The following is a 12,720-nucleotide window of genomic DNA, read 5'->3' as shown; positions in this document are numbered from 1 at the left end:
TGCCTCGCTTGCCTCGCCACGCGCACAAACCGCACACACTGAAGTAAACTGCCCTACTTCGCGCAGCCCAGTCGCTGCCCCCACAGATTTTTTAAGGTACCCGCCATGCCCTGGCTGCAAGTACGTCTGGCCATCAGCCCGGAACAAGCCGAAACCTACGAAGATGCCCTGCTCGAAGTAGGCGCTGTCTCGGTAACCTTCATGGACGCCGAAGACCAGCCGATCTTCGAGCCGGACCTCAACACCACGCCACTGTGGTCGCACACCCACCTGCTGGCCCTGTTCGAAGCCGACGCTGAGCCTGAGCAGGTATTCGCTCACCTGCGCCTGCTGACCAACGCCGAGCTGCCCGAGCATCAGGCTGAAGTCATCGAAGACCAGGACTGGGAGCGCAGCTGGATGGACAACTTCCAGCCCATGCGTTTTGGCCAGCGTCTGTGGATCGTGCCAAGCTGGCACGCAGCCCCTGAGCCGGAAGCAGTCAACCTGCTGCTCGACCCGGGCCTGGCGTTCGGCACCGGCACCCACCCGACTACCGCGCTGTGCCTGGAGTGGCTCGACGGCCAGCAACTGGCTGACGCGCAGGTACTGGACTTCGGCTGTGGCTCGGGCATTCTGGCCATCGCTGCGCTGTTGCTGGGCGCGCGCGAAGCGGTCGGTACCGATATCGATGTGCAGGCGCTGGAAGCTTCGCGCGACAACGCCGGGCGCAACGGTATCGAAGCCGAGCGCTTCCCGCTGTACCTGCCTGAAGACATGCCGGCGATGCAGGCCGACGTGCTGGTGGCCAACATTCTGGCTGGCCCGCTGGTCTCGCTGGCGCCGCAGTTGTCGGGCCTGGTACGACCGGGCGGCCTGCTGGCGTTATCGGGAATCCTCGCCGAACAGGGTGAAGAAGTCGCCGCCGCCTATGCTGCAGACTTTGACCTGGACCCGATCGTCGTCCGCGACGGCTGGGTTCGCATCAGTGGCCGCCGTCGCTCGGCAGGCCTGAAATAATTACCTGCACAGCCCCCCCGGATCGCCGCATGACCGACAGTTTCGTCACCCAGTGCCCGCATTGCCAGACCAGCTTTCGCGTCACGCATCATCAATTGAGCGTGGCCCGCGGGGTGGTTCGCTGCGGCCAGTGCCTGCAAGTGTTCAACGCCGCCAAGCAACTGCTCGAGCAAAACCGCGTAGCCACTGCCGAGACGGCGCCTGCGCAGCCGGAGCTGGCTACCCCGGTCGAAGCACCAGCGCCTGCTGGGCCGGCGCCGAGCCAGGACGACTGGCAGGCCAGCGCTCAGGCCTTTGACGAAATCGACCTGGACCAGGCATTAGCCAATCTGGAGCGTCGCGATCGGGCCAGCGAAGGCCAGAGCGAGGCGCGCAGCGATGCCCTGCAGGCGGTGCGCGAGGTGCACGACCCGGACGAAGACGTCGGCCGCCCGTTCGGTAACGCCACCGACGAGCCTCTGAGCGAGCCTTCACCGCTGGTCCTCGAGCCGCCACTGATCGAGCCCGAAGCGCTTGAGCAAGAGCCGTTTGAGCAGGAAGCCTTCGAGCACGAGCCATCGCCCCGCGAGCGCACCGAGCCAAGCATTGGCCTGGTGCTTGACCCGGACGATCAACCCAGCCGCCAGCAGCCCACGCTGGGCGCGCCGTTGACCGCAGCCGAAGCGCTGAGCCGCGAGTCTCTGGCCGCCGACGACGACCATGACACGGTTGTAAGCGGCCTGTCGGCGTTCGATGATGGCCGCCGCAAGGAAAACCTGTCAGCGCTGGACGCCCACGACCAGGAACTCGAGCAGCCGCTCGATGAGCGTATCGAACCGGGCCTGAACAGCCGCGCCAACCGGCGCAAGGAGCCGCTGATCGATGTGGTCGACGACCCGCTCCAGCTGGACTGGCAAAAACCCCAGGTCAACTGGGGCAAGCGCTTGCTGTGGGGCACGCTGACCCTGCTTGCCGCCGGCTTGCTGGCCTTTCAATACGTGTGGTTCCACTTCGACGAAATGGCTCGCCAGGACCAGTACCGGCCGTGGTTCCAGCAACTGTGCCCGACGCTGGGCTGCAAGGTGCCGACCCGGGTCGACATTGCCCGGATCAAGAGCAGCAACCTGGTGGTGCGCAGCCATCCGGACTTCAAGGGCGCCCTGATCGTCGACGCGATCATCTACAACCGCGCGCCGTTTGCCCAACCGTTCCCATTGCTGGAACTGCGCTTTGCCGACCTCAACGGCCAGTCGATTGCCAGTCGTCGCTTCAAACCCAGCGAGTACCTCTCCGGTGAATTGGCCGGGCGCGGCGAAATGCCCAGCCAGACGCCTATCCATATCGCCCTGGATATCCTCGACCCGGGCCCCAAGGCCGTCAACTACAGCCTGAGCTTCCGCTCGCCGGAGTGACAATTGCCTGCAGACGCCGGTTTACCGGCGCCTGCAGCTTGTCCAGAACTGCGAGGCATAAGGCCGCAGCTGTTCAGATTTTATCCAAATTGACCTTTATCCAGTCATCCAGAGCGGGTATTATGCCCACCCTTTTTGACCTCAATGATTCGGCCCCACAACAGGGAACACCTATGTCGGCGGTACGCATCGGCCCATATACGCTTCGCAACAACCTTATCCTTGCGCCTATGGCCGGGGTTACGGACCAGCCTTTCCGCACGCTTTGCCAGCGCTTGGGCGCAGGCATGGTGGTGTCGGAGATGGTCAGCAGCGACATGAGCCTGTGGGACAGCCGCAAGTCACGTCTGCGCCGCATCCATGAAGGTGATCCCGAGCCGCGCTCGGTACAGATCGCCGGGGGTGATGCACAGATGATGGCGGCGGCGGCCCGGGCCAATGTCGAGGCCGGCGCGCAGATCATCGACATCAACATGGGTTGCCCGGCAAAAAAAGTCTGCAACAAAGCTGCAGGCTCTGCTTTATTGAGAGATGAAGTGCTGGTCAGCGAGATCCTCGATGCCGTCATTGGCGCAGTGGATGTCCCGGTGACCCTGAAGATTCGTACCGGCTGGGACCGTTCGAGCAAGAACGGCCTGAACGTGGCAAAAATTGCCGAGCAGGCCGGCATCCAGGCGCTTGCGGTGCATGGCCGCACACGCGCCGACCTGTACACCGGTGAAGCCGAGTACGACACCATTGCTGCAATCAAGCAGGCAGTGTCGATCCCGGTCTTTGCCAATGGCGATATCACCTCGCCAGAAAAAGCCCGGGCGGTGCTGCATGCCACCGGTGCCGACGGCCTGCTGATTGGCCGTGCTGCCCAAGGCCGGCCGTGGATCTTCCGCGAGATCGAGCATTACCTGCAGACCGGTGAATACCTGCCGGCGCCAGGGCTGGACGAAGTTGAACGCATTTTGCTGGAGCACCTGGCCGCGCTGCATGCCTTCTACGGCGATGTAATGGGCGTACGTATCGCCCGAAAGCACGTTGGCTGGTACCTGGCAACCCGACCCGGCGGCAAGGAGTTCCGCTCCCGGTTCAACGCTTTGGATGAGACACACGCGCAATGCGCCAACGTTCGCGAGTTTTTCTCCGAATGCCGACAGAGCCTTGAAACAAAGGACGAACAAGGGGTGGCCGCATGACGATGATGACCGAGACTTTAGTGAGTGGAACAACGCCCGTGAGCGACAACGCCAACCTCAAGCAGCACCTGAATACGCCGAGCGAGGAGGGCCAGACCCTGCGCGACAGCGTCGAGAAGGCGCTGCACAACTACTTCGCCCACCTCGAAGGCGCCTCCGTCACGGACGTGTACAACCTGGTGCTCTCGGAGGTCGAGGCGCCGCTGCTCGAAAGTGTGATGAATTACGTCAAGGGCAACCAGACCAAAGCCAGCGAGATGCTCGGACTCAACCGTGGCACCCTGCGCAAGAAGCTCAAGCAGTACGATTTGCTCTAAGGCCAGAATCCCAATCAGAAAAGGCGGCTCCCGCAGGAGGCGCCTTTTTTGCTGACTCCACCGCGTTATGGAATCCGAAATGACCGACCAGACTACCCGCCTGCCGATCCGCCGCGCCCTGATCAGCGTCTCCGACAAGACCGGGATCCTCGAATTCGCTCGCGAGCTGCAACAGCTCGGCGTCGAGATCCTGTCCACCGGTGGTACCTACAAGCTGCTCAAGGACAATGGCGTCGACGCGGTGGAAGTGGCCGACTACACCGGCTTCGCTGAAATGATGGACGGCCGGGTGAAGACCCTGCATCCAAAAATCCACGGTGGCATCCTCGGTCGTCGCGGCACCGACGACGCGATCATGAACGAGCACGGCATCAAGCCAATCGACCTGGTGGCAGTCAACCTGTACCCGTTCGAAGCCACCATCGCCAAGCCTGGCTGCGACCTGCCGACCGCAATCGAGAACATCGATATCGGCGGCCCGACCATGGTTCGCTCGGCAGCCAAGAACCACAAGGACGTGGCCATCGTGGTCAACGCCGGTGACTACGGCCAGGTCCTCGAAAGCCTCAAGGCCGGTGGCCTGACCTACGCTCAGCGCTTCGACCTGATGCTCAAGGCGTTCGAGCACACCGCCGCCTACGACGGTATGATCGCCAACTACATGGGCACCGTGAACCAGGCTGCCGAGACCCTGTCGACTTCCGACCGCAGCCTGTTCCCGCGCACCTTCAACAGCCAGTTCGTCAAAGCCCAGGAAATGCGCTACGGCGAGAACCCGCACCAGAACGCGGCGTTCTACGTTGAAGCGAACAAGGGCGAAGCGAGCATCTCTACCGCCACCCAGCTGCAGGGCAAAGAGCTGTCGTTCAACAACGTGGCCGACACCGATGCCGCCCTCGAGTGCGTCAAGAGCTTCGTCAAGCCGGCCTGCGTGATCGTCAAGCACGCCAACCCGTGCGGCGTTGCCGTGGTTCCGGAAAACGAAGGCGGCATTCGTCAGGCCTACGAACTGGCCTACGCCACCGACACCGAGTCGGCCTTTGGCGGCATCATCGCCTTCAACCGCGAACTGGACGGCGAGACTGCCAAGGCCATCGTCGAGCGTCAGTTCGTTGAAGTGATCATTGCGCCGAAGATCTCCCAGGCTGCCCGTGACGTAGTAGCCGCCAAGCAGAACGTGCGTCTGCTCGAGTGCGGCGAGTGGCCAGCCGAGCGCAGCGCTGGCTGGGACTTCAAGCGGGTCAACGGTGGCCTGCTGGTGCAGAGCCGCGATATCGGCATGATCAGCGCCGACGATCTGAAGATCGTTACCCAGCGCGCGCCGAGCGAGCAGGAAATTCACGACCTGATCTTCGCCTGGAAAGTTGCCAAGTTCGTCAAGTCCAACGCTATCGTCTACGCCAAGCAGCGCCAGACCATCGGTGTCGGTGCTGGCCAGATGAGCCGCGTCAACTCGGCACGCATTGCTGCCATCAAAGCCGAGCATGCTGGCCTGCAGGTACAAGGTGCGGTCATGGCCTCGGACGCGTTCTTCCCGTTCCGCGACGGTATCGACAACGCTGCCAAGGCCGGCATCACTGCAGTGATCCAGCCAGGTGGTTCGATGCGCGATGCTGAAGTGATCGCTGCTGCCGACGAAGCCGGCATCGCCATGGTGTTCACCGGCATGCGCCACTTCCGCCACTAATTTCTGCCGACCGCGCTCTTGTAGGAGCGGCCTTGTGTCGCGAAAGGCCCGCACAGCGGGCCCAGGATTAGTGCATCATCGCCAATTTTGGGGTCGCTCCTCGACCCTTTCGCGACACAAGGCCGCTCCTACAAAGAGGCGTCTGGGCTAAACAGTTTTCGAGGTTTTAGACATGAAAGTTTTGATCATCGGCAACGGCGGCCGTGAACACGCCCTGGCCTGGAAAGTTGCCCAGGACCCACGTGTCGAAAAAGTCTTCGTCGCCCCAGGCAACGCTGGCACCGCCACCGAAGCCAAATGCGAGAACGTCGACATCCAGGTGACCGCTCTGGAGCAGTTGGCCGATTTCGCCGAGCAGAACGTCGACCTGACCATCGTCGGCCCGGAAGCGCCACTGGTTGCCGGCGTCGTCGACCTGTTCCGCAGCCGCAAGCTCGACTGCTTTGGCCCAACCAAGGGCGCTGCCCAGCTTGAAGGCTCCAAGGCGTTCACCAAGGACTTCCTGGCCCGTCACCAGATCCCTACCGCGGATTACCAGAACTTCACCGAAGTCGAGCCAGCCCTGGCCTACCTGCAAAAGGTCGGCGCGCCGATCGTGATCAAGGCCGACGGCCTTGCTGCGGGCAAAGGCGTGATCGTTGCCATGACCTTGCAGGAAGCCGAAGACGCCGTGCGCGACATGCTCGCCGGTAACGCCTTTGGTGATGCAGGTTCGCGGGTCGTCATCGAAGAGTTTCTCGACGGCGAAGAAGCCAGCTTCATCGTCATGGTCGACGGTGAAAACGTGCTGCCGATGGCGACCAGCCAGGACCACAAGCGCGTCGGCGACGGCGACAGCGGGCCGAACACCGGCGGCATGGGCGCCTACTCGCCAGCCCCGGTGGTTACCGCCGAAGTGCACCAGCGGGTGATGGACCAGGTGATCTGGCCGACCGTGCGCGGCATGGCCGCCGAAGGCAACGTCTACACCGGCTTCCTGTACGCCGGGCTGATGATCGACAAGGCCGGCAACCCCAAGGTGATCGAGTTCAACTGCCGCTTCGGCGACCCGGAAACCCAGCCAGTCATGCTGCGCCTGGAGTCGAGCCTGGTGCTGTTGATCGAAGCCGCCTTCGCCAAGGCCTTGAACAAGGTCGAAGCACAATGGGACCCGCGGCCAAGCCTGGGTGTCGTGCTGGCTGCCGGCGGTTACCCGGCCGACTACGCCAAGGGCGCTACCATTCACGGTCTCGGCGCTGCGGCCAAGCTGGAAGGCAAGGTCTTCCATGCCGGCACTGCGCTGCAGGACGGCCAGGTCGTGACCAACGGCGGCCGCGTGCTGTGCGCCACTGCCCTCGGTCAGACCGTCGCCCAGGCCCAGGAACAGGCTTACCGCCTGGCCAAGGACGTCAGCTGGGACGGTAGCTTCTACCGCACCGACATCGGCTACCGGGCCATTGCCCGCGAGCGTGGTGAAGCGCAGTAACAGCGCTTTGGCGAATGGCCGTGACGCCCTTTGGTGCACGGCCTTCGGCTCGTCGACAGGATGCCGATGGGCCTTGCGTTCGCCTTCACCCGCCGCGCATAGTTGTGCTTCGCCACACCCGCTAAGAAAGGATCTCGTCTTGCGTCGGCTTCGGATTGCCCTTGCCCTGTTCGTCAGCTTGCTGACCCTGCTCTGCCTGCCGCCGGCCTCGGCCGAGCAAGGTGGTGGCTGGTCGCTGCTGCTCGATGAACAGGCCAACCTGCAACTGAGCGACGTACGCTCCGAACGCTACCGCAACCAATTCAGTCCCCTCCAGCTCAACGAGCTGGAGGCTGCCGAGCCTGATCAAGCGCTCTGGCTGCACTACCGGCTGGAACCGGATGACCAGCAACGCCTGCTGCGCATCTTCGCTCCCGACCTGTCCCGCCTCGATCTGTACGTGCTCAACGGTGACAAACTGCTGCGCCAGCGCCACCATGGTCCGCAGGCCAACACCGGCAGCGAGCCGACCCTGCTCGGCAGTGACCACTTGCTGACTTTACCCAACAGCAGCCAGCCACTGGACGTCTACCTGCACCTGGTCTCGGAACACCAACTGCGCCCAGCCATCAGCCTGCTGTCTGCTGCCGAGGCTGCGGGCGACCAACACTTGCTGCTGTTGTTCGGCCTGTTGTTCGGCGGTCTGGTCATGCTGATCCTGCACAACGTGATTCGCTTCCTCTACGTGCGCTCGAGCACCACCCTGATTCTTGCCCTTTACCACGGCCTGATGCTGCTCAGCGCGCTGATCCTGCTCAACCTCAGCGGGCCTTGGTGGCACGTCTGGCACAGTGCGCAAACGCCTGCCGCCTACCTGACCCTGGTCATGGCCGGGCTGGCCGGTCTGTACTTCACCCAGCACTTTTTCAGTACCGGCAATTCGCCGCGGCTGAATCGGCTGTTGCAGGGCGAGATGCTGTTGGTTGGCGTCAGTAGCCTGATCCTGCTGTTCGTCGACACCCTGCCGCTCAACCTGATGACCTACGCCCTGCTCGCGATTGGCAGCGCAAGCATGCTGCTGGTCAGCAGCTATCACTGGTACAAGGGCTACAGCCCGGCACGTTTGTTCGCCTTGGCGATGCTGGTGTACAACCTCGGCGGGCTGGTGTTGCTGCCAGCGTTGCTCGGCCTGACCCGCACGCCGACGCCATGGTTGCTGTGCATTCTGCTGGCACTGACGGTAAGCAGCGGCCTGCTGCTCAACCTGGCAGTGAGTGAACGCTTGCGACGCATCAATGAGGACCGCTTCCGTGCCAGCCGCGCGCTGGCAGCCAGCGACGCCGAGCTCAACGCCAAGGCCGAGTTCCTGGCCAAGATCAGCCATGAAATCCGCACACCGATGAACGGCGTGCTGGGCATGACCGAGCTGTTGCTGGGCACGCCGCTGTCGGTCAAGCAGCGCGACTACGTGCAGACCATCCACAGCGCCGGCAACGAGCTGCTGACCTTGATCAACGAGATCCTCGACATCTCCAAGCTGGAGTCGCGGCAGATCGAGCTGGACGATGTGCAGTTCGACCTCAACGCCTTGATCGAAGACTGCCTGAATATCTTTCGGGCCAAGGCCGAACAACGCAACATCGAGCTGATCAGCTTTACCCAACCGCAAGTCCCGCGGGTCATCAGCGGCGACCCCACGCGCTTGCGTCAGGCCCTTTCCAGCCTGCTGGAAAACGCGCTGAAAAACACCGAGCAGGGCGAAATCCTGCTGGTGGTGGCACTGGATCAACGCGGCGAGCTGCCGCGTTTGCGCATTGCCGTCCAAGACAGCGGCAGTGCCATGCCACCGGCCGAGCGCGAAGCCTTGCTGCAGGCCGAGCTACACAGCCATCAGTTTCTTTCCAGCAACAAGCTCGGTGGCCATCTCGGGCTGGTGATCGCCAAACAATTGATTGGTCTGATGCAGGGCGAATTCGGCATCAAGAGCAGCAGCAACATGGGCAACACCCTGTGGTTGACCCTGCCGCTCGACCCGTCACGTCTGGAGCAGCCACCGGCCGACCTGGACGGCCCGCTGCGTGACGCACGAGTACTGGTGGTCGACGATAACGACACCTGTCGCAAGGTCCTGGTGCAGCAATGCAGTGCCTGGGGGATGAATGTCAGTGCCGTGCCGTCGGGCAAGGAAGCGCTCGCCCTGCTGCGCACCAAGGCGCACCTGCGCGACTATTTCGACGCGGTCCTGCTCGACCAGAACATGCCCGGCATGACCGGCATGCAACTGGCAGCCAAGATCAAGGAAGACCCAAGCCTCAACCACGACATCCTGGTGGTGATGCTGACCGGCATCAGCAACGCCCCGAGCAAGGTCATCGCGCGCAACGCCGGGGTCAAGCGCATCCTCGCCAAGCCGGTGGCCGGCTACACCTTGAAAACCACCCTCGCTGAAGAGCTGGCCCAGCGCGGACGTGAGCAGGCCACGCCGCCGGTCGCGCTGGGCATGCCGCCGGCGACACTGGAAGTTCCAGCCGACTTCCACGTGCTGGTTGCCGAAGACAACAGCATTTCGACCAAGGTCATCCGCGGCATGCTCGGCAAGCTCAACCTCGAACCTGATACCGCCAGCAATGGCGAGGAGGCCCTGCAGGCCATGCAGGCTCGTCGCTACGATCTGGTCTTGATGGATTGCGAGATGCCCGTGCTGGATGGATTCTCAGCGACCATTCGCCTGCGCGAGTGGGAGGCGGCCAACCAGCGCCAGCGCACGCCGGTTGTCGCGCTGACCGCCCACATCCTCAGCGAGCACAAGGAACGTGCACGCCTGGCCGGTATGGACGGCCACATGGCCAAGCCGGTAGAGCTGTCGCAACTGCGCGAACTGGTCCAGTACTGGGCCGGGCAGCGCGAGGCGAGAGCCGCTGAGGTGGATGCATCATGACCGGCAGCGCTGAGCGCAGCCGGGCAAAGCTCAAACCCACCGCCTGAGCGGCTGATACACTTGCCGCACCCCTCCCTTCGCCATGGATCCTGGCCATGCTTCATGAGTTGTTCAGCGTTTATCTGAAGATGCTCGTGCTCTACAGCCCGTTCTTCGTGCTGTCCTGCTTCATCAGCCTGACCCGCGGCCACTCCAGCAAGGAGCGCAAGCAGCTGGCCTGGCGCGTGGCGATTGCCGTGCTCATTGCCAGCGTGCTGTTGTACCTGTTTGGCCGGGTGATCTTCGGCGTGTTCGGCATCACTGCCGACGCCTTTCGTATCGGTGCCGGCAGTGTGTTGTTCATTTCTGCGCTGAGCATGGCCCAGGGCAAGCCGGCGGTGCAGAGCGACAACGTACAGCAGGACGTAACCATCGTACCGCTGACCATCCCGCTGACCGTCGGCCCCGGCACCATCGGTGCGCTGCTGGTGATGGGCGTCAGCCAGCCGCACTGGGATGACAAGCTACTGGCAATCGTCAGTATTGCTCTGGCCAGTTTCACTGTCGGCCTGGTGCTGTACCTCTCGCACGGTATCGAACGAATCCTGGGTGACCAGGGCTTGCAGATCGTCAGCCGCTTGATGGGGCTGTTCGTCTGTGCCCTGGCTGCGCAGATCATCTTTACCGGGATCAAGGGCTACTTGCTTAACTAGATCTGATACTCGTGGATACTCAGTCGCGCCTGCTCTACCGTTCTGGCAAGAACCTTGGGCAGGTGCGTGTCCATGAATGCTCGGACATTGAACCGCACCAGCTCGGCAGAGACTTTCTGGTAGCTACGCTTGCGCTCCATGAAGCCGGTCGCGAAGCGAGTCTTCTTGTCAGTCTCGAAGTACAGCACCATGTCGACTCGACCGTTACCGGCCGGCGAACAAGGAAGAAATTGCAGGCACTGTCGCTCGGCGGCCTGTCGCTCGAAGGTACCCAGGGTGGCCGGGCTGGCCATCAACCGGCGCAGGGCAAGATCGGTGGACTTGGCAAAGTGCTCACCTGCCGTGGCGGCAATGGTCTGAAGCGCTTTGTCCACCAGCTTTGACCGTTGATCCGTCGGCCAATGTATGTCCTCTGGCGCAACCGCATCCCACCCCATGAACTTTAGCTGGTTACGAAAGTAGCTCAACCAGTCCTCGACCAGACCCTCATTGAACACGCTCAGGGTGGCGCGCTCGGCCAAGGCAACCGCCGTCTTTACCGCGTCGCACTGCTGTCTATCAAGACCGGGCAGGAAGCTCACGATCGACGAGCCGATTACCGCTGCTTGGGTATTTGCCATTACATCCTCCTGTTCTGCGTGGGCAGTTCGAGCACATAGCCGTGTTCATGCTGTTTCTTGTCCACCAACATGCGTAACTGGCTGCGTTTTGTTTCAAAGGACTGCGCGTCGCACAGCAGTGAGAGGCAGCGCAGTTGGACCTCGGCCGGCAACGTCGCGATTTCGCTCAGGCTGGGCTGCTCGGCTGCTTCGACAGCGGCCGTGGACTGCCAGCTCAGGCTGCACAGATGCAGACGCATGTCCGCCTCTATCAGGCCGATTTCCAGCTTTGCCAAATGCCCGTCTGCAGTGTCCGAGCGGATGAAACCTTGCAGCTGCCGCAGCCCATATGGGTGCTCGCGCAAGCTTTCGAAGACGCTGCGCAAGACCTGACCGCCATCGATGCCTGCCTGCCCGAACCACGCTTGAAGCGCTGGAGAGATGGCCAGCCCGGCGACGCCCGGAACAATCTGCTCATCGTGCGCCTGACTGGTCACGAGCCAGCCCAGCTCTGCATACACTGCTCGATAAGCGCGGTCCCAGGTGGTCGGCTCGGTAAAGCGACTGCCCGCACGTTTGTTCGCGACCAGCTGCGCGTAGAGCGTGCTATCAATGGCTACCTGACGCTGCGATGGGCTGATCTGTGGATCAATCAACAACACTGTCCCGGCGACCAGCACCAGGGCGTGATTCTGTATTTGCATGGGGTGCCTGCTGCCTGCAAGTCGTTGGAATGACGGCGAAGCATGTCGCCGTCAGCCTGCTCAGATCTCGTACTCGAGAATGTCTTCAACACTGCGCACGCCGAGCTTGGTCTCGATGTGCTCACGTACGCGGTCGTAGATCATTCGGTTGAACGACAACACCGCGCTGCCGGCGTAGTACTCCGAGGAAGTAATGTTCCATTCCACGCCGAGCAGGTCAGTGTTGGACTCGGGCGCTGCGGCGTTGACGCAGCTCATCACCAGCACCACCTCACCTTCAGGCGTTTCCATGCACGCACCCAGCCCGACCATGCCGCTGCGCTTATTCTTTCGATCGCTGATGAAGATGCGCTTTTCGCTATCGATCAAACCGAGCTTGTCGATCGCTTTCTGGGCCAGCTTGCTAAACGCCTCACCAACAGGCCCGCCCAGCGCAGCAGCACCGGCAGCGGACATCACGCGAAACACCACTGCGCCGACGGTAACCGTTACCGAAGATGCCGTTTCGAGCTCGAAACTGCGGCGCGCGGCGACAAACCCGCAATCCTGCATGGCCTTCAGAAACTGGTCGTACCAGGCCTTACTTTGAATTTGTGGGTCATACAGTTTATCGGCGACCAATGTGGCGAAGTGGAAGGCATTCTTGACGTCGTTACGGCTTTGCTGGGTCATCCCGGCACCGCAGGCGAGCAGTGAATCCTGAACCAGGACGGCAGTGTTGGTGCTCGCAATATCGTTGCTGTCAGACATGAATAAATCCTT

General features: G+C 62.3%; 11 protein-coding genes. 8 read left to right on the top strand and 3 right to left on the bottom strand.

The window, feature by feature from the left end; translation table 11 throughout:
* Nucleotides 1–105: 105 nt before the first annotated feature.
* The 8 genes from prmA (at nucleotide 106) to CXQ80_RS02220 (ending at nucleotide 10,655) form a co-directional block, all read left to right on the top strand.
* Nucleotides 106–999: a 50S ribosomal protein L11 methyltransferase gene (gene prmA / locus CXQ80_RS02255; protein WP_101316077.1), complete on the top strand. Its 894-nt coding sequence runs from the start codon at nucleotides 106–108 to the stop codon at nucleotides 997–999.
* Between the two features lie 29 nt (nucleotides 1,000–1,028).
* On the top strand, nucleotides 1,029–2,390 hold the full coding sequence (locus CXQ80_RS02250) for a DUF3426 domain-containing protein (RefSeq protein ID WP_101316075.1): 1,362 nt from the start codon (nucleotides 1,029–1,031) through the stop codon (nucleotides 2,388–2,390).
* Nucleotides 2,391–2,563: 173 nt separating this feature from the next.
* Nucleotides 2,564–3,577 carry a tRNA dihydrouridine synthase DusB gene (gene dusB, locus CXQ80_RS02245; RefSeq protein WP_101316073.1) on the top strand — a complete coding sequence of 338 codons (1,014 nt, stop codon included), beginning with the start codon at nucleotides 2,564–2,566 and terminating at the stop codon, nucleotides 3,575–3,577.
* Nucleotides 3,574–3,894, top strand: coding sequence for a DNA-binding transcriptional regulator Fis (fis, locus tag CXQ80_RS02240; RefSeq protein ID WP_101316071.1), 321 nt, complete (start codon nucleotides 3,574–3,576; stop codon nucleotides 3,892–3,894). Before dusB ends, fis begins: the two co-directional genes overlap by 4 nt.
* Nucleotides 3,895–3,973: 79 nt before the next feature.
* Nucleotides 3,974–5,581 (top strand): bifunctional phosphoribosylaminoimidazolecarboxamide formyltransferase/IMP cyclohydrolase, encoded by a 1,608-nt coding sequence (gene purH / locus CXQ80_RS02235; RefSeq protein ID WP_101322931.1) that lies wholly within the window; start codon nucleotides 3,974–3,976, stop codon nucleotides 5,579–5,581.
* A gap of 172 nt (nucleotides 5,582–5,753) precedes the next feature.
* On the top strand, nucleotides 5,754–7,046 hold the full coding sequence (purD, locus tag CXQ80_RS02230; protein ID WP_101316069.1) for a phosphoribosylamine--glycine ligase: 1,293 nt from the start codon (nucleotides 5,754–5,756) through the stop codon (nucleotides 7,044–7,046).
* 139 nt (nucleotides 7,047–7,185) lie between these two features.
* On the top strand, nucleotides 7,186–9,963 hold the full coding sequence (locus CXQ80_RS02225; protein WP_101316067.1) for a hybrid sensor histidine kinase/response regulator: 2,778 nt from the start codon (nucleotides 7,186–7,188) through the stop codon (nucleotides 9,961–9,963).
* 95 nt (nucleotides 9,964–10,058) lie between these two features.
* Entirely contained in the window at nucleotides 10,059–10,655 is a 597-nt protein-coding gene (locus tag CXQ80_RS02220; RefSeq protein WP_101316065.1) for a MarC family protein, read from the top strand.
* On the opposite strand, the gene CXQ80_RS02215 is transcribed toward CXQ80_RS02220, so the two are convergent.
* The 3 genes from CXQ80_RS02215 to CXQ80_RS02205 are packed head-to-tail and all read right to left on the bottom strand — an operon-like array spanning nucleotide 10,652 to nucleotide 12,708.
* Nucleotides 10,652–11,275: a hypothetical protein gene (locus tag CXQ80_RS02215; protein ID WP_101316063.1), complete on the bottom strand. Its 624-nt coding sequence runs from the start codon at nucleotides 11,273–11,275 to the stop codon at nucleotides 10,652–10,654. The two genes, CXQ80_RS02220 and CXQ80_RS02215, sit on opposite strands and share 4 nt — an antisense overlap.
* Nucleotides 11,275–11,958: a hypothetical protein gene (locus CXQ80_RS02210; protein ID WP_101316061.1), complete on the bottom strand. Its 684-nt coding sequence runs from the start codon at nucleotides 11,956–11,958 to the stop codon at nucleotides 11,275–11,277. The genes CXQ80_RS02215 and CXQ80_RS02210 overlap by 1 nt, the downstream gene beginning before the upstream one ends.
* A gap of 60 nt (nucleotides 11,959–12,018) precedes the next feature.
* Nucleotides 12,019–12,708: a hypothetical protein gene (locus tag CXQ80_RS02205; RefSeq protein WP_101316059.1), complete on the bottom strand. Its 690-nt coding sequence runs from the start codon at nucleotides 12,706–12,708 to the stop codon at nucleotides 12,019–12,021.
* Nucleotides 12,709–12,720: the final 12 nt, after the last annotated feature.

The organism is Pseudomonas sp. 02C 26 (genome assembly GCF_002843585.1).
Classification (GTDB): domain Bacteria; phylum Pseudomonadota; class Gammaproteobacteria; order Pseudomonadales; family Pseudomonadaceae; genus Aquipseudomonas; species Aquipseudomonas shirazensis.
This window is presented reverse-complemented; position numbering and strand designations above follow the sequence as displayed.